17 protein-coding genes are annotated in these 17,931 nt (G+C 61.1%); 3 read left to right on the forward strand and 14 right to left on the reverse strand.

Annotated elements, in window-relative coordinates; all coding sequences use genetic code 11:
• The first annotated feature begins 34 nt into the window (after window positions 1-34).
• The 3 genes from DYI22_RS12220 (at window position 35) to ntrC (ending at window position 3,334) form a co-directional block, all read left to right on the forward strand.
• Complete coding sequence (locus DYI22_RS12220) at window positions 35-559, forward strand: DUF4124 domain-containing protein (RefSeq protein WP_213478357.1); 525 nt, start codon at window positions 35-37, stop codon at window positions 557-559.
• A 256-nt stretch (window positions 560-815) separates the two neighbouring features.
• Window positions 816-1,910 (forward strand): nitrogen regulation protein NR(II), encoded by a 1,095-nt coding sequence (gene glnL, locus DYI22_RS12225; protein WP_213478427.1) that lies wholly within the window; start codon window positions 816-818, stop codon window positions 1,908-1,910.
• Window positions 1,907-3,334: a nitrogen regulation protein NR(I) gene (ntrC, locus tag DYI22_RS12230; RefSeq protein ID WP_213478358.1), complete on the forward strand. Its 1,428-nt coding sequence runs from the start codon at window positions 1,907-1,909 to the stop codon at window positions 3,332-3,334. The genes glnL and ntrC overlap by 4 nt, the downstream gene beginning before the upstream one ends.
• Before the next feature lie 4 nt (window positions 3,335-3,338).
• Here the strand turns inward: ntrC and DYI22_RS12235 are convergent, their stop codons facing one another.
• The 14 genes from DYI22_RS12235 to DYI22_RS12300 all read right to left on the reverse strand — a co-directional run bounded on the left by DYI22_RS12235 (window position 3,339) and on the right by DYI22_RS12300 (window position 17,931).
• A complete protein-coding gene (locus tag DYI22_RS12235) occupies window positions 3,339-7,043 on the reverse strand; it encodes a DUF6701 domain-containing protein (protein WP_213478360.1) in 3,705 nt (1,234 codons plus the stop codon).
• Window positions 7,040-7,453 (reverse strand): hypothetical protein, encoded by a 414-nt coding sequence (locus DYI22_RS12240; RefSeq protein ID WP_213478361.1) that lies wholly within the window; start codon window positions 7,451-7,453, stop codon window positions 7,040-7,042. The genes DYI22_RS12235 and DYI22_RS12240 overlap by 4 nt, the downstream gene beginning before the upstream one ends.
• Complete coding sequence (locus tag DYI22_RS12245; RefSeq protein ID WP_213478362.1) at window positions 7,443-8,213, reverse strand: PulJ/GspJ family protein; 771 nt, start codon at window positions 8,211-8,213, stop codon at window positions 7,443-7,445. Before DYI22_RS12245 ends, DYI22_RS12240 begins: the two co-directional genes overlap by 11 nt.
• The gene (locus DYI22_RS12250; protein ID WP_323132909.1) at window positions 8,213-8,710 is read right to left on the reverse strand and encodes a type II secretion system protein; all 498 of its coding nucleotides are present in this window, start codon (window positions 8,708-8,710) and stop codon (window positions 8,213-8,215) included. Before DYI22_RS12250 ends, DYI22_RS12245 begins: the two co-directional genes overlap by 1 nt.
• Window positions 8,707-9,165, reverse strand: coding sequence for a type II secretion system protein (locus tag DYI22_RS12255; protein ID WP_213478363.1), 459 nt, complete (start codon window positions 9,163-9,165; stop codon window positions 8,707-8,709). Before DYI22_RS12255 ends, DYI22_RS12250 begins: the two co-directional genes overlap by 4 nt.
• Before the next feature lie 97 nt (window positions 9,166-9,262).
• Complete coding sequence (locus tag DYI22_RS12260; protein WP_213478364.1) at window positions 9,263-9,721, reverse strand: type II secretion system protein; 459 nt, start codon at window positions 9,719-9,721, stop codon at window positions 9,263-9,265.
• 35 nt (window positions 9,722-9,756) lie between these two features.
• Window positions 9,757-10,266, reverse strand: coding sequence for a prepilin-type N-terminal cleavage/methylation domain-containing protein (locus DYI22_RS12265; protein WP_213478365.1), 510 nt, complete (start codon window positions 10,264-10,266; stop codon window positions 9,757-9,759).
• A gap of 6 nt (window positions 10,267-10,272) precedes the next feature.
• A complete protein-coding gene (locus DYI22_RS12270; protein ID WP_213478366.1) occupies window positions 10,273-10,887 on the reverse strand; it encodes a hypothetical protein in 615 nt (204 codons plus the stop codon).
• Window positions 10,888-12,117 (reverse strand): type II secretion system F family protein, encoded by a 1,230-nt coding sequence (locus DYI22_RS12275; protein ID WP_213478367.1) that lies wholly within the window; start codon window positions 12,115-12,117, stop codon window positions 10,888-10,890. It abuts the gene before it with no gap.
• Entirely contained in the window at window positions 12,117-13,886 is a 1,770-nt protein-coding gene (locus DYI22_RS12280) for a GspE/PulE family protein (protein WP_213478368.1), read from the reverse strand. Before DYI22_RS12280 ends, DYI22_RS12275 begins: the two co-directional genes overlap by 1 nt.
• Window positions 13,887-13,889: 3 nt before the next feature.
• Window positions 13,890-14,990, reverse strand: coding sequence for a hypothetical protein (locus DYI22_RS12285; protein WP_213478369.1), 1,101 nt, complete (start codon window positions 14,988-14,990; stop codon window positions 13,890-13,892).
• Entirely contained in the window at window positions 14,987-15,826 is an 840-nt protein-coding gene (locus tag DYI22_RS12290) for an ExeA family protein (RefSeq protein ID WP_213478370.1), read from the reverse strand. Before DYI22_RS12290 ends, DYI22_RS12285 begins: the two co-directional genes overlap by 4 nt.
• Entirely contained in the window at window positions 15,827-17,548 is a 1,722-nt protein-coding gene (gene mshL, locus DYI22_RS12295) for a pilus (MSHA type) biogenesis protein MshL (protein WP_228300996.1), read from the reverse strand.
• 17 nt (window positions 17,549-17,565) lie between these two features.
• Complete coding sequence (locus DYI22_RS12300; protein WP_213478372.1) at window positions 17,566-17,931, reverse strand: hypothetical protein; 366 nt, start codon at window positions 17,929-17,931, stop codon at window positions 17,566-17,568.

Raw genomic sequence — 17,931 nt, forward strand, 5'->3', positions numbered from 1 at the left:
AATCAGATCATTCCCTCCATGACAGGACAGTGGCATGAACAAACGGTTTGGACTCTTTGCAGGCATCCTGCTTATCGGCGCCGCTCCGGCATTTGCGGAGGTTTATCGCAACGTGGATGCCCAGGGCAATGTCACCTTTTCGGACGAACCCTCTGATGGGGCGGAAGAGGTAAAAGTAAAACCGGTGACCACCGTGACCCTACCGAAACCCGCTGACGTGCAGGAGCCCGAGCAACTGCGCCAGCAGGTCGAGGAAGAAGGTGCGGTTTACCAGAGCGTGCGCATTCTGTCGCCGAGCGATGACCAAGCCTTTCACAGCGGCAGCGGCGATGTCGCCTTCCGCGTCACCAGCCAACCCGCGCTGCAGGAAGGACACCGCTACGAAGTTACCCTCGATGGCCAACCGGTTGGCCAGACCGCCTCGGATACCGTAACCGTTCGCAATGTGTTCCGTGGCACCCATGAGGCCCGGGTCAGCATCATTGACCAGAACGGCGTTCAGGTGAAATCCGGCGACCAGATCACATTCACCATCCACCGCCCCTCCGTAAACAACTGACCTACCCTTCCCTATGCGCGCACCATTTTAGTGCGCGCGCACCACAAAAAAGCCATACTCTGATCTTCAACGGGGCGTTTTATACGCCCCACCACCGGCAACCCCGGACACAACGCACTAGGTCATTGCGTCAGCAGGTCTGTATCAGGCTTGTGCCCGTTAAACGGGCACGCAATCTGAGCCGATTCTCCAGATTGGTTCACTTCTTGCAGAAACCGGAAGATAAGCAGCAATGTCCATCGATCGAGACAGCAGCATGGCCTTCACAGTCACCAAAACCTCTGCCTACAAAAGCATACTGGACAGCCTGACCACCGCCATCCTGGTTCTGGAGGACGGCCTGCGCATACAGTACCTGAACCCCGCTGCTGAGAGCCTGTTCGAGACCAGCATTACCCGCAGTCACGGCCTCCCCATCAACGACATCCTGGTGGATTCCGAAGACGCCCTCACCACCCTGCTGTCCGCGGCGGAGAATGGGCAGTCCTACACGCGGCGCGAGGCCGAGTTTATCCTCACCAGCGGAACGCGGCTCATGGTGGACTACTCGGTTTCGCCCATCAGCCTGGACCCGACCGAACTGCTGATTGAAATTCAGCCGCGGGATCGGCTGCTGCGAATCAGTCGTGAGGAAGACATTATTTCCCAGCAGGAAACCACCCGCATCCTGGTGCGGGGCATGGCCCACGAAATCAAGAACCCGCTGGGCGGGATCCGCGGCGCCGCGCAGTTACTGGACCGGGAGCTGAACGACGAAGGTCAGCGCGAGTACACCCAGGTCATCATCGACGAAGCAGACCGGCTGCGCTCTCTGGTGGACAGAATGCTGGGGCCCAACAAGGCGCTGAAACTGGCGCCCACCAACATTCACGAGGTGCTGGAACGGGTCAAAACCCTGCTGGAAGCCGAAAGTCGCGGGCGCCTGACCTTCCGCCGCGATTACGATCCCAGCCTGCCGGAGTTAGAGGGCGACAAGGAGCAGCTGATCCAGTCCTTTCTCAACATCGCCCGTAACGCCATGGAAGCGGCCTTCGAGAATCAGGCCGAGCACGCCCGCGACGAGATGCCCACCATTACCTTCCGCACCCGCGCGCTCAGGCAGTTCACCATTGGCCACAAGCGACACAGGCTGGTGTGCCGGGTGGACGTAATCGATAACGGCCCGGGTATTCCCCCGGAGCTGTTACAGAACATTTTCTACCCGATGATCAGCGGCCGTGCCAGCGGCACCGGCCTGGGTCTCTCCATTACCCAGAGCATCATCGGGCAACACCACGGGCTGGTTGAGTGCGAAAGCGAGCCCGGAAAAACCGACTTCATCATCTTCCTGCCCCTGGAGGACAATCAATGAGCCAACCGGCAAACGTCTGGATCATAGACGACGATCGCAGTATTCGCTGGGTGCTGGAGCGCGCCCTTAACCAGGCCGGTATGCAGCCCCGGGTCTTCGAGAGCGGCGAAAGCATCATGCTAAGGCTGGAACACGAACAGCCCGACGCCATCATCAGTGACATCCGCATGCCCGGAGTCGACGGCATTACCCTGCTTTCCCAGATTGTGGATGTTCATCCCGATCTGCCGGTCATCATCATGACCGCGCATTCGGACCTGGAAAGTGCCGTCACCAGTTACCAGACCGGCGCCTTCGAGTACCTGCCCAAACCATTCGATGTGGACGATGCGGTGGCCCTGGTCAAGCGCGCGGTGGCTCACAGCCACGAACGTCGGGCGACGGCCGAACCACAGGCGGAAAGCAGCCAGCGCAACACTGAAATCATCGGCGAAGCGCCGGCGATGCAGGAGGTATTCCGGGCCATCGGGCGATTGTCCCACTCCAACATCACCGTACTGATCAACGGCGAGAGCGGCACCGGCAAGGAACTGGTGGCCCAGGCCCTGCACAACCATAGCCCGCGGGCGAATCACCCCTTCATTGCTCTGAACATGGCCGCTATCCCCAAGGACCTGATTGAGTCGGAGCTGTTCGGCCACGAAAAAGGCGCCTTCACCGGTGCCGGTGCCGCCCGCCAGGGCCGCTTCGAACAGGCCAACGGCGGCACCCTGTTTCTCGATGAAATCGGCGACATGCCGGCCGATACCCAGACCCGGCTATTGAGGGTACTGGCCGATGGCGAGTTCTACCGGGTCGGCGGCACCACCCCGATCAAGGTGGACGTACGGATCATTGCCGCCACGCACCAGGATCTGGAAAAGCTGGTGCAGGCCGGCTCGTTCCGGGAAGACCTGTTTCACCGGCTGAACGTCATCCGGGTGCACCTGCCCAAGCTGGCCGAACGCCGGGAAGACATTCCCCGGCTGATGCAGCATTTCCTAAAACGCGCGGCCAAAGAACTGGCGGTGGAGCCGAAGATTCTGCGCGCCGAAGCGGAAGAATACCTCACCACCATGCCCTGGCCGGGTAACGTCCGCCAGCTCGAAAACACCTGTCGCTGGCTCACGGTGATGGCCAGCGGGCGGGAGATTCACATTGATGACCTGCCCCCGGAACTGCTGCACCAGGCGGAAACACCGGCCACCGGCCAGACCTGGCAGGAAGGCTTGCGCAACTGGGCCGAGCAGGAACTCAAGCGTGGTCGGAAGGGCATTCTGGATACCGCCGTGCCGGAGTTCGAGAAGATCATGATTGAATCTGCTCTCAAGCACACCGGCGGTCGCCGGCGGGATGCTTCAATTCTGCTGGGCTGGGGGCGCAATACCCTGACGCGGAAAATCAATGAGCTGGGGATGGATCATCCGGAGGGTGACGAGGACTGACGGATCAGGGGACTTCGCGCCAGTAGATGACCCGATCATGGCCGCGGTAGACGCCGAAGGTGGCGGTTGCGGAGGGAAACTCCAGCGCCCCGTCACTATCCCGGTCGTCCTGAAGCCACTGCGACACCTGCCAGACCAGAGTGTCGGTTCCCTGACTGCCGTTCGGCGCCAGTCGCAGCGGGCCCGCGGTACCGGCGCTGATCGTGCCGGAACTCGCCGCCAGCGTGTGGTGATTACCGGTGTTGTCGATTGCGGCTGTGGACCACCCACTGCATGAATCATCCAGGTTCACCTCGAAATCCCCTGCCCGGAAAAATTCCATCCGGAACGGCATCTGCAACTCACCCACTGTTTCCGGCCCGTATACATTCTCCATGACCAGGCGACCATATCGAACATCAAATGCTGCACCCGGCGTGAAACGGTAGGGCGCAGACTCCGCCTGAACCCCGTCGGTGTCTCCAACACTCTCCAGCGCAAACCGCAGCTCCGGCACAAATGGATCGATTCGGGTAGCCGGCGTTTTTATGTATGAGAAGGCGTCGTCCGTACTGTAGGTAAACTGCATCAGGCCCGGAGCAATAGCCGCCAGAGTGCCGCCCTGCTGGTCCACCGCGACCGCCATCGGCCCATTACCCGCATCAAAAGCCGTTTCGTCCCCGGCTGGTACGGAACGGTTGATCCCCGTAACAGCCAGGCGCTGAAAACCGTCAGCGGTGTAGTTCCGCGTGCGAAGCCCCTGAACCGACAAGGGCTCGATCAGAGCCGAAGGTGGCATCAACCATTCAAAAGGCTGCCCGGTGTAAGTAAAGCTTCCCGGCTCACAGACTGGCGCAAACTCTCCTGGATCGACATTGATGCGGAAACGATCCGGGTAGAAACGTCCAATCGGGGCGCTCCTTCCCTTCGGCAGGTTACGGCCCAAATATGCACCGGCGGGTGGTTCCGTCACGAAACGGAACACCCCCACTTCTGACTGCTGCGCACTGACCACACTGGCGGCGTCGGACGCTCGTTCGTGGCTGTAGCGTGCCGGGGTCACTGTTCCGGTCTCGCCGCCGACGGGCGCCGCTAATTCCACCTGCAGCGGAATGTCCGCCAGGCGGAAATTGGGCGTGCCCGGGTTCCCCGCGCAAAAATCCGTGTCGGCGTCACTCTGCCAGCCCGCTGCCGTGATCGACAGATCAAACGCCTCCCCGGCGCGCACGAACGCCGGGCAAGAGGCATCGCCGGCCGCGCAGTTACCTGCCGAGGCCACACAGAATCCGGCAGGAATGCTCACAAATTCGTCCGCGCCGGGCATCACCAGCCCGGCGTCCTCTGTCGCTTCGGAACCGACATATCGCGCGGTTACCTGAACAAGTCCGGCGTCCGGATAGGTCACCTCCATTTCTGCAATGCCATCCTCGCCGAACGCCAGTTCAAGCCCTGTAGGCGCCGAAGCGCCATTACCGATGGCCTGGCCATTGACTGAGACCGGCCGACTCACTGCACGACCGGCCGGACCGGGATCGACATAATCGGACCAGAATTCGACGGTCTTGGTCTGGTGCTCGAACGCGGGCACGCACTGCTGGGTGACATCGTCCTGCCGCACCGCCTGAACCCGTACAGGTCCGGAAGGCCGATGGGAAATCAGCTCGGGAATGGTAAACGCCAGCCCGGATTCAAAAAACGGCAGTTCGCAATTGCCGGACGAAAGCGAGCCACCCACCTGGCACAACGTGACCGCCTGGGGACGCGTGGAAGGGGTCGATCCGATCACGTCCAGCGTTACCTCACCGGGTGTGGTGTTTTGCAGGGTGGCCTCACCAAAACCGTTGGTCAGCGTTACTCTGTTGCCACCTTGCCAGCCATTAGCCGGTGCCAGGGTTGCCTCTACCGGATCGGTGAACAGCTCCGAACAGTCGGCATTGGCACAGGCGCGAACCTGCAGCGTCTCAGGCTGACAGGTCAGCGCAACACCGTCATGGATGATCTCAAAATGATCGACCTGTTCACCAACCGGATTAATCCTGAGCGCGCAAAGCCCGACGTTATCCAGTTCATGCACGTTGGTTGAGCCCCCCGTGGAACCGGTCAGGGAGAGCAGAAACGTTTCTGGTACTGCGGCCTGATCGGGGTCGGTCAGAACGTCAACCGGGCCGATCAGGGTTTGCAGACCAGCTCCGGTATCCCGCCGGACGGTGACGATTGCCTGATTTGCCGTGCGGGAATCAATGGTGATTTCGTACCGGTGAGGATTATTTGCCCCGGTTCCGTCCACCTCGGGCGTTAATCCGCCACTGTTGGCCAGGAATTTGTAGCCCTCAAGACCACTTCCGGACCCGCGTAAAGTGACCGATTGCGGCGTAAAACCGGCACCACCCACCCGGCCTTCGGAGGCGTTCGCAAAGTTGCCGTATTCGTCCAGCCCGATGCCAAGCCAGCCCCCCGAGAAACCCGGCCCTTCGACCCCGCTTCCCCGGCGCTGCGCGTATCCGAGCGATCCACCATAACTGCCGGGCTGGGGCGTAAAGTTTGCATCGGAGAGCACGAACGCCACCCCGTCAGCGCCGGTTCCGCCGTAGGCGTAGTAATCAAAGGTGAGAACGACCAGATTGTCCGCCCCCGGAATCTCCGCCTGCAAGGTAGCGGCCGTCGCCTGATTGGGTACCGCCTCGGTCATCCTCAGGCGGCCGTCATCGATACCCGGTGTGAAGCTGCCACTGGAGCGCGAGGTGACCCACAACTCCGGATCCAGCACGTTGGCGGAGAAATCGTCCTGGGTTTCGCAGTTCAGAGCCGTCGATTCATCGACTACCTCGATGACAATCTCGTCCGAGCTCCAGAATTGGTACTGCGCACAAAAACCGAAAACCGTATCCGCGCAGAAGAAAGCTTCAAATTCCACGGTGTAAACACCTGGATCATCGAACGTGGTTGACCACTCGGGCACCCGGCTGCAGGGCGATTGGTTACTACCCTGCTGTTCACGAACCGCCCCATCAACGCGCCACTGGTCGACCCAATCCGCATTGAAAAAGGAAGTCTGTGGCGAAGGGCATCCAGAAGCGACCACGGAAAAATCAATTGTGCTCCCCACTTCAACAATCACCGGACCCTGGCTTTGCCCATTGGCAGACAGAACGATGTCGGCGTCGCACAGGCCTTCCAGCAACTCCTGATTTACGTCGCCCTCCGAAAACGACACGTCACGATTGCCCTCGCTGATCGGGCCGGCCGCGGCAAGCGCGCCATTCACGAAAACATTGTTGCCGACCGATATGGCGCCGCCGGCGTAAATCGATCCATTGATCACCACCTGATTGCCCGGGCTGTTGTTACCTCCGGCGATCGTGACGTTGCCGCGGACAACAATAAGTAGATTTCGTGAACTCTCGCCAGCGTTCAGCAACGTACCCCGCCCAATGGTCAAATTGCCGTTCACAAAAATGACGAGCTCTGCTCCCGGCGATAATTCCAGCTCGTAGTTGCCGATGGAGGAGCCGGAGACATAGCGCTCTCCGCCGGATTGAGGGGTTCCGGACGGCGGCCAGCCTCCCTCCGCCCGGGGAACCCCGGAAAGATCCAGCCCTTCACTCCCCAGATTGCCGTTGACGCCATCGGCGTCCCCAAATACCTCGGTACACTGGGCGGCCAGCACATGGGCGCTGCCAAATCCCAGAATAAGGGCCACCAAGATAATCAGCGGGCGAACAATCCTCATCGCACCCTCACCTCTACAACCCGTTCGGCTGCATCCACTCCGCCTCCGCAGCGACCGCGGCTATTAATGGTGTACAGCGTATCGCCACCGCTCCCGGCAACCGCCGAAGCATCTTCCGCGGCACAGCGAATGCGCGCGCTGCAACTACTCAGCGCGTCCTCTGTGAAATTGAGCGTCCAGTCAGCCGGGCACGCCCGCCCCTGATGGAGCACATCGGCCACCGCCACCTGCGCACCGCTTTCTGCCGCAAAAAACGCGCGCTGAGACTGGATCTGCAAACTGACCGCTTCACCGGAACCCTGCTGAATCTGCGCCATGCTGAAAACCACCAGCGCGAGTACGGTGACCACGAAAATGGCTACCGGCAGACCGGCACCCTGTTGATTGATTAATGACTGATCAGGGTACATTGCGGATCTGTACCTCCTGAATGGTGGTGGTAGTTTCATCACTGCCGGTATCGTAGTCCTGCAAGGTCAGGGTGAATTCCACCACCGCGGCGCGCAGTAGCGACGGCGGTGTAACGCGGAAGTTCACCGGGCCAGCCAGATTGGCGGACATCACTTCACGTCGCCCCGCTGAGGGGGGCGCCAGCTGGGTTTCACTGCGACCATAGCCAGTGTGCCGATACAGGTACCGCCCGCTTTGGCAGATACTGACCGGCTCACCTACTGCGAACAGCCTTCGCTCCGGCGATTGCTGCGAGAAGCGGTGCGCGGCGGTGAGCGTAAGGGTAGTATCCGCAACGGTGTCGACCGACGTGGAAACGGGACCGGGATTATTGTTGCCATACAACGCTGAAACGCCCGTGCCGTAGCCGAAGATCACGGCGCGGCTGCCGGCCGGCGGTGGGTCGCTGAAAGGCACAACATCAACCCTGTCAAAACCCGGCCCGCGAGTGCGACGGCTGTAATTGGTCGCCGCCAGCAATGGTAACCACTCGATACACTGACCGTTGACACGGACGGATAAAGGAAAAGCTTCTCGCAGGGACCGGGATAGCTGCTCACCGATGACCACGGCCTGCAATGCCCGTTGCTGCCGGGCGCTCAGATCCAGAGCGCCCCGGGTGGACAGGCTGACAAACTGTACGGACACGGTGGCAACAATGGCCAGCAATACAATGACCATAACCAGTTCGATCAGCGTGAACCCCCGAGAGCGACGCATCAGAAATTCACCCGGTAGAACGTGAACACGAACCGGCCATCTGACGGATCGCGAACGGTGATGTCGACGCGTTTCGCGTCCGGTGCGGGCAGCCCCACCTCGGCACCGGCGCACGTCACCTCCACGGAAACTCTGAAGCTGCCGTAGGCCGCACTGTTCAGGTCTGACCCGTCGGCTTTTTGCGGCACCTCATCATCGATGGCGTTGTAGTCATCAACATCGTCATAGGCAGACCGATCCGGTTCTTCGGTATTTACTGAGCATCCGCTTACTCGCGGTGTGCCACCGATTGGGGTGCTGTCATCGTAACGGCGGGACTGAATTTCATCTGCGTAAAGCTGCGCCAGGGCAACGGCGCGAGTCTGGTTCAGAGGATCGGCGCTGCGGCCTGTCAACAAAGAGAACGCTCCGACTACTCCGGCAATGGCCACACTGATGATCACAATGGTCATCACCAGCTCCACCAGCGTTGCACCGCGGGCGTTCATTTGCCTCATAGACAGGCACCCCGGTACACCGCGCCGAGGGAGCTCAGGCAGGTGGAAAAACTGCTCTGGCCACTGAACACGAACAGAGTGTCGGCACCGTTTGTTGGCACGCCTTTGCTATTGAAATTGATGATCAGTGGCAGGCCGCCACCAACCGAAAGACTGGTGCCCTCACGGGGCAGTTCGAACGTGCGGGCAACAGGCGTTCCGGCGCCGACCACAAACCGGAAGTCGTCGCCCGCCTGTTCCACACGGAGAGAGCCACCCGCGTTGCCCGCCAGCGCTGCCTGCTGGGCAAGCAGCGTGGCGGCGGCAAGTTGCTGGGTGGCCAGCAGGGGAGAGAAGGCCGAACGGCTGGCAAACAGGCCAATGCCCAGAACGGAAAGAGCTCCGATCAGGACGATGACCATGACCAGCTCAACCAGGGTAAACCCCGATGACCTCGGGGCGTTTTTCATTGTCATGCCCCCTCCCGGATTCCCTACAATCAGTCAAACTCTCTCAGGGTAGGTCGGATTACGCTGAGCTAAACCGACCTAACTTTCCGACAGCTCTGATGAATTAACACTCACCATCTGTTTTGTCTGTCGTTACAGTGAGGGTAGCTGCGGTGTCCGCATCAGCGGCAGCTGCGTAGGTAGCCACGCAGCTTCCCACAGTGATAGTGCCTGCATCTTCATCGTAAGCAAGGCCGTCCCCATCGAACTGCGCAGCATCATCAAGAGCATCGATCGCGGGATAACCAAATACGACGTCGATGTCTCCGCCGTCCAGTGACACAGTCTCGGTCGCATCGTCCGTTACTCCATTAGCGAGTGCAGCAGACCTGACGATGCTGATCGCAGACCGAGCAGAACCGAGAGCTCCATCGAATACCGCCGCTCTGGCACTTCCGCCCAAGTCTGCAAACCGTGGCAAAGCGAACGCCGCCAGAATGCCCAAGATCACAATCACCATAACCAGTTCGATCAGGGTGAAACCTTTTTCTTTTCGTGCTGCCATTGAAGTCATTACGTTCATGGTGTTCTCCACTTTTTTGGTTGCTGCTAATTGAATCAGTTAATCGTGGTGACGATGTCACCGTTATCCGTGTCGTAAACGATGGTGCTGCCCTGCCCATCGGCGAGGTATTCGTATTCGCAGTCGTCCCCGGACAGGCCGACCAGATATTCGGTGTCTGCGGCGTTGGTGGTCGCTGCAACCGGCGCGTTTGACTGCAACAAGCCGTTCCATACCTGCAGGCAACGGTTGGCGTTCGGGGCACCGGTGGTGCCGTTGGTGGACGTCGCCCAGCCTTCATCGTTGACTGCAACGTTGTCGTTACCAAAGCCTTCCACCGCGGCCACCGCGCCTGTAGTGCCGTTGGTCACCCACTGCGCCTTGACCAGTGCTACACCCGCACTCAGCGCACCGGCGGTCGCCTGGATACTGGACTGATGCGCCTGCTCCGAAAGCTGCGCAAAACGCGGCAACGCGAACGCGGCCAGAATGGCCAGGATGGCGATCACCACTACCAATTCGATCAGGGTGAACCCTGCCTGTTTCTTCTTGCTTGTGAACTGCATCGTTGATTAGTCCTCTTTCCCGGTTTCTGATTCGTCATGCCAGCGTTTCGCGTCCTGCCGTTGCGCTGATTCTGGTTGTAACGCTACCGGCTCGAGTTTGAGTCCGGTCAGTCGCTCTTCATGCTCCCGCTGTCCATTGTTGTTGCGGTCTGCAAAATCCGTTGTCACTTCCCAGGCAAGAGGCTGGGCCACTTCGGGTGGCCGTCCTCTAAGGGTTATCGGCCGTGCCGGGTTATAGATGAACCAGCCCTCCTGCCTGTGCGCTGTCTTCCTTTCGGTTCGGCTCTGGAAGCACCAGTACCCCGGTGGTGGCAGCGCCCTCCTGCATTGGCCGCGGTAGCGCCCCCACTGATGCTCTAACAGCTCGAAGGGATTCAGTCCTTCGTGCTGCAGCAGGCTCTGATCCCTCGCCAGCATCACCTCCGCGCCCTTAATCACCAGCGCGGATTGCAGCTGGCTTAGCACCAGAGTGGCTGAGACCTGCTCGACCCGGGACGCTTCGCGGTCCACCACATCCAGCACAAACCACCACAACAGAAACAACACCGCCAACGCCACCAACATCCGGAGCCGGCGGCCATTTTTCAGGGCATTGGCGTCCGATAGCCGGGCCGTTGGCACCTAGCCCCGCCCCATAGCCGCCGCGCCCAGATCCCAGATGGGCAGAAATACGCCCAGTGCCAGAATCAGCACCAGGATACCCATGGCCACAATGAGAATGGGCTCGATGGACTCCGCCAGCCGCTTCAGGCCGTAATCCACGTCTTCATCGTAAAAATCGGCGACGTTGTTGAGCATGTCGTCCACCGACCCGGTTTCTTCGCCCACTGCAATCATCTGCAGGATCAGCGGGGTAAACATTCCGCTTTGCCGTGCCGTTCGCAGCAGGCTCTCGCCGCGCTCAATCCCGGCGCGCATGTCCTTGATGTGCAGCGAAATCCACGCATTGTCCGTGGCGTCCGCCACTACCGTCAATGCGTGGGTCACCGGCATGCCCGCGGCCAGCATGCTGGCAAAATTGCGGGCAAACCGGCTCAGGGTGATCAGTTCCAGCAGTGGCCCGATAATCGGTATTCTCAGCTTGTATCGGTCCCAGGTAATGCGGCCCTGTTCGGTCTGTTTCCACTGGCGGAGCAGCAGCCCTGACGCGGCAACTCCGAACAACAGCACGTACCAGTAACCCAGCAGAAAGTTGGAGGTGCCCACCAGTACCTGTGTGAGAAACGGCAGGTCAGCCCCCAGCTTGTTAAACACCGAAGCGAACTTCGGAATCACCAGAAAGTTGACCACCATCAGTGCTGCCAGCAGTGCTACCACCACGAATGTGGGGTAACGCATGGCCTGCTTGAGACGCCGCTTGGTATCACGCTCCAGCTCGAGGATCTCCGACAGCCGCTTGAAGGCGTCGTCCAGCATGCCGGTGTTCTCGCCAACGTGAATCATTGCGATGAACAGGTCGGAAAACACGCCGGGATGGGCCTGCATGGCCGTGGCCATGGTGGTACCGCCTTCCAGCCGTGAGGTCACATCTTCCAGCACCTCCGCCAGCACCGGTGACCGGCTGGTTTCAGCCAGCCCGCGCATGGTGCGGATCAGCGGTATGCCGGCTTTGGTGAGGGCGTGCATCTGGCGGCAGAAGACGATCAGCTCGTCCAGGGTGACCTTCTTGCGAAACAGCGGTACGCGGTTCAGGCGATCGCTCAGGGTAACGGTCTGCTCGTGCTCGCGGATCGACAAGGGTGTGATACCGCGACGCAGCAGCTCCGAGGCGGCCACATCGGCATTCGGTGCAGCCAGCAATCCCTGCTGCACAATGCCACGGCTGTCTTTACCCCGATAACTGAACTGCATTACGGCACGTCCTCACTGAACGCTTCAGCGGCGCGGTGATGCGATTCTTCCAGTGATACGTCGCCCTCGGACGTGGCCGCGACGCGGGCCACTTCTTCCAGCGTGGTCACGCCCTGCAAGGCGTAATCCATGGCGCAGGCTCCCAGTGGGCGGTAATAGCGGCTTTGCCGCGCAGCGTGGGTAAACGCCGACACGTCGCGGCGCCGCAGCGCATCCAGCATCGTCTCGTTCATCTCCAGCATTTCATAGACGCCAACCCGCCCCTTGTAGCCGGTGTTGCTGCACTGGTAACAACCACGACCGCGGACAAACCCCACCTCCAGATCCAGCGGATCCAAATTGAATCCGTCCAGCCAGACCTGCTGCTGGTTTGTGGGCTCACAGGGTTCGCGGCAGTTGTCGCACACGCGGCGCACCAGTCTCTGGGCCACCACCCCCAGCAGCGAACTGGCCACCAGGAACGGCTCGGCGCCCATGTCGATCAGCCGCATGGCGCTGCTGATGGAGTCGTTGGTGTGCAGGGTGGACAACACCAGGTGGCCGGTCATGGCGGCACGCAGGCCAATTTCCACGGTCTCCCGGTCGCGCATTTCACCTACCAGAATCACGTCCGGATCCTGGCGCAACGCGGACCTGAGCACGTTGGCAAACTCGAGACCGATTTTGGGATTGACCTGCACCTGAGTGATACGGGGCAGACGGTATTCCACCGGATCTTCCGCCGTGATGATCTTGACTTCCGGCCGATTCAGCTCCGTCAGCGCACCGTAGAGCGTGGTGGTCTTGCCGCTGCCCGTCGGCCCGGTGACTAGGATCATGCCATGGGGCTTCTTGATCATGCGGCGGAATCGCCCGAGCAGCTCCGCGGGCATGCCGGTGCCATCCAGATTGAGCATGCCCTGGCTCTGATCCAGCAAACGCATGACCACGGATTCGCCATACTGCACCGGCATGGTGGACACCCGCACATCAATGCTGCGCCCCTTGACCCGCACGTTGAAACGGCCGTCCTGGGGCATGCGCTTTTCCGAGATGTTCAGCCCGGCCATCAGTTTCAAACGCAGCACCAGTGCGGAGTTGACCCGCTTTTCTTTCATCACCTGCTCTTGCAGTACACCATCCACCCGCTGGCGAATGCGCACCACCGTCTCATCCGGCTCGATGTGAATGTCCGAGCTGCGGGCCTGTACCGCGTCTTCAAAGAGCGTTTGTAGCAGTTTGACCACCGGCGCTTCCGCGCTCTCGGATTCGGCGGACAGGTTGGCCAGATCGAAGGCGTCGTCACCGAGTTCGTCTTCCAGCTCTTCCGCCAGCGAGGCGATTTCGTCGGTGCGGCGATACACCAGGTCCAGGGTACCGAGCAGTTCGCTCTCCCTTACCACCGCCTGCTTGATGGGTTGCTTCAGCACCCGCACCAGTTCGTCGTAGGCAAAGATGTCCAGCGGGTCCGCCATGCCCACCAGCAGCTCGTCGCCCTGCTTTGCCAGAATGATGCTGCGGAACCGGCGGGCCATGGCCTCCGGCAGTTTTTTCACCAGTTCGTTGTTGAACTGAAAATGGCGCAGCTGGACAAACGGCACATCCAGCTGGCGCGAGAGGAAGTTCAGCAGGTTGTCCTCGTCGACATAGCCCATGTCGATGAGGGTACGCCCGAGCTTGCGGCCGGTATCTTTCTGCTCACGCAGGGCCGTCATCAGCTGTTGCTCGGTAATCACGTCGTTCTGGACCAACAGGTCCCCGATACGGATTTTTTTCTTCGGCTCAGTCATTGATCATCCTGCCCGCAAAGACTGTAAACGTTGGCGAACATACTCTGCCAGGGAGGGCGGAAGCCCCGGCAGCACCGCGGCCTGCTCGAAGGCCCGTCGCGCCGCTTCGGGCTGCCCGCTGGACTCGAGAGTAATGGCCAGCCCGGCCCACCAGGGGGCGCGGCTGTCGTCCCAGGCGATCAGCTCAGCCCAGCGTCTCGCGGCCTCGTCGTTGCGGCCACTCTGGTGCAACAGAGTTGCCAGGGTGACATGGTATTCGCTGTGATCCGCGACCTCAGGCACGCGGGCCTGCAAGGTTGCCAGGGCCGCCGCCAGGCTGCCCCTCGCCAGTAGCGCTCTGGCCCGCAATAACCGCAACGGTGCCGAGGTCTGGGCAACGGGTTCCGGCAACAGCGCCAGCGCCTGATCTGTTTCGCCCTCAATCAGCAGCCTTTTGGCCATCACATGGCGGCTGAGCGGTGCATCCTGGGTTTCAGTCAGCGCCTGCAGCCTTTGCCGGGCTTCTGCCCAGCGCCCGGCGCGCAATAAGCGCCCCAGTTCACGGCTTGTTCTGCGATCAACCACTTCCGGAGTGTCGCGCACCTGTTTGACGCCGGCCGTGTTCGCCACCGGCGCCTCCGCGGATGCCTCAGACGAAGCGGTGCCGACTTGCGGCGACGCTTCCACGGCAGCGTCCTTACGGACCGGGATTCCGACCGTAGTGGGTTGTGGTTCTGGTACCTTCGTTACTGCAGGCTTTAGCTCCGGCTCCCGCTCAGTTGCTGGCGGGGCGGCCTCAAGGTCTGGCTCAGGTTCCGGCGTTACCGGGGCGACGGCCACCATTTGCTCAGGCTCAGTGGCCGTCGCCGGCTCCAGCGCGGGCTCCGGCTCAGCTGCCCGTGACCCAGTCACTGGCGTCGCCGGCTTTTCGAGCTCAGGGGTTTGCTCGGAAAGCAACCACCATCCGGCGAGGACTGCCATCACCAGTGCCGCCGCCATCAGCAACCACAGGCCGCGCTGGCGCCCAGCCCGCGCAGCGATGGGCTGCCCGGTATAGGCAGCCGGTGCTCCGGGCCGCCCCTGCCGTTGCTCCGCGGCACGCAACGCGTCGTTCAGCAGGCTCATAGCCACCTCGCCATCAGGCCGGGCTGACGCGCGCTCTCGGTATCGCGGGCCGCCATTGCAACGTGACGACGCCCCACCTGGCGCTCACCACGCCCCCAGGCCGCCAGCAGGGATTTGTGTGCCAAGATATTGATCAGGCGGGGAATACCGCCGGAGCAGCGGGTCATCAGGCGCAGGGCCGCCGGGGCGAACAGATCGCCGCCGTTGTAACCCGCCTGGGCCAGTCGGTGGCGCAGGTAGTGGCTGACGGAGGCCCGGTCCAGCGGTGCAAGCCGGTGGGCAAACGTGATGCGCTGGCGCAATTGCCGCAGGCTCTCGCGTCTGAGGAGCGTGTCCAGCTCCGGCTGACCAAACAGCACTACCTGCAACAGACGCACGCTCTCGGTTTCCAGGTTGGTCAACAGGCGCAGGGCTTCGATCGTTGCCTCGGGCATGGCCTGGGCCTCATCGATCACCAGTACCACCGGGCGCTGCTCCATCGCCAATGCAATCAACCGCTCGTTCAGGGCCTTGAGCACCTGATGGGTATTGGCGCAACGGGTCACATCCACCCCCAGCTCTTCCGCCACCGCTTCATAGAGGGTGTCCGGCGTCAGGTGTGGATTGGGTATATAGGCGGTGTACGCCTCCTGCTCCAGTTCGTTGAGCAGCAACCGGCACAGCAGCGTCTTGCCGGTACCGACTTCACCGGTGATCTTGATAAAGCCTTCGCGCTGGCGCAACGCAACCAGTAGCAGCTCCAGCGCATCATGATGGCTGGGTGCCCGAAGGAAGTATCGGGTGTTGGGCGTCAATGCAAACGGTGCTTCCTGCAGTCCGAAATGGGTTTCGTACATCTAGGGTCTGGCTTTTTCCGGTGCAGGTTTGACGGATTCCGCAGACTGCAGCAGGTCCCGCAGCACGTTCATACGCTGGCGGCTGGCGGCAATGTCCGCGTTCATTTGTCCGGAGCCGGCCACAACGGGGCGCAGCAGGATAACCAGTTCGCTCTTGCGGGACTGGAAGCGACGCTGCTTGAACAGCTCGCCGAGTAACGGAATCTCACTGAAAAACGGTACCGCGGCGTTATTGTCCTCGCTGGTGTTCTGGATCAGACCGCCGATGACCACAATCTGGCCGCTTTCCGCCCGTATCACACTGTCGGTTTCCCGTACGGTGCTGAGAGCCAGCGGCAGGGTCACGTCGCGGTCGCCCACGGTAATGATCTTTTCCTGGTCGTTCACTTCACTGACCGACGGGTGCACGTGCAGGGTGATGGCGCCGTCTTCGGCAATCTGCGGCGTCACATCCAGAGAGATCCCGGAAAAGAAAGGCGTCAGCTCCACGGAGGTGGAGGTCCGGTCGGTGGCCGTTACCGCCGAGTTGTTGTCATCGAAATCAATATCGGTCACAAAGAACTCATCGGTGCCAACCTTGATCACGGCTTTTTGATTGTTCACCGTGGAAATGCGCGGGCTGGAAAGGATCTGCACGTTGCCTTGCTCCCCCAGCAGTTCAATCAGCCCGGTGAAATCACCGGCCCGCACGCTGGCAGAAAACAGCCCGCCAATATCGGAGGTCTGGATGGCCTGGCCGGCGAGGGCCTGGGCAGTGAAGTCCTCCGGCAAGCCATCCGACGCGGTGATCCGTGACGCGCTCTGCACGTCCGCCCAGTTGATGCCCTGCTGGTAGCCTTCGTTCAGGGTGATTTCCAGGATCTTCGCTTCCAGCACCACCTGACGCTGCATGATCAGCTGGGTACGACGCAGATATTCTTCGACCTGATCCAGTGCGGTGCCATCAGCGCGCACCATTACCAGCCCCGCCCCGGGATTGACGATGACCTGACGGTCGTCACCAGGGCCCACGATCATTGAGAGCGCCTCGGTGATATCGCTCCAGAAATCCGACTCGGTTGCCGTGGAAATGCGGGTTCCGACCAGGTTGGCGGTTTCGTTACCGCTGCCATCACCGACGTCACGGCTGCTGTCTGCACCGCTGCCGTTGTTCCGTGAACTGCTGACCTGACCGGAACTGACCCGGGTTTCCGAGCCACCCTTGCGCTTGAAGTGCAGGTAATCGATGGGAAAGATCCGGGTGCGGGCGCTGTTTGAGTCCACGCGGAACAAGCGGCCGTTGCGCTGGATATTGAGGCCGTACAGATCTCCGGCGATGTCCATCACTTCCGGAACCGTCACATCACTCAATCGCAGATCAATGGTGGCAGACACTTCCGGATGAACCACCACGTTGTAACGGCTGCCTTCAACCAGCGCCTGGAAAAAGGTGCGCGCGTCCAGCCCCGCGGCATTCACGTCGAAGCGCTCCTCACTGGCTGCACCGGTGGTCAGCGGCGGCAACAGCGCCGCACTGACGTCGGCGGGCACCTGGGCAGTCGCGGCGGGTGCACCCTCGCGGATCGGCACTTGTGGCCCGCGTTCAGCTTCTGCCAGGGTACGGTCGATCTGGTCCGCTGCATCGGTCGAGGTCGCGGAGCTCGTTCTCATCAGCGGATTGTTGCTGCAGGCCGCCAGCGACAGGGCCAGCAGCAGGGTCAGAAAAGTTCTGTATAAAGTCATAGCAGCTCGTTTGTCTGTCATTGCGTCTCCCGCACTTGCGGGAGGGCTTCAAGGCGTAATACCCGTACTCGTCCCTGTTCCAGAATCTCCACACGGTCCGGGTAGATTCGCTGCACCCGGACGCCCTCGAAACGGTCCCCTTCGCGCCGTGGCTGGCCATTGATTACCGCGGTGCGACGATGCTCGCCGATCAGGATCGATGCCACACTCAGGGCTTTCTGGGGACTCGCTTGCGTTGTGCTGGGGCGAAAGTCCGGCGGCCGGGTCGGATCCTGCAGTGCCGCCAGCGCCGCGCCCGCGGGAAGCAGCAGCAATGCCGCCAGCAAAGTTCTGACGCCTCGCCGCACTTCTGTCGGCCAACTCGTTGTAATCAGACTGGTCAT

The organism is Marinobacter lipolyticus, assembly GCF_018424605.1.
GTDB lineage: Bacteria > Pseudomonadota > Gammaproteobacteria > Pseudomonadales > Oleiphilaceae > Marinobacter > Marinobacter lipolyticus_B.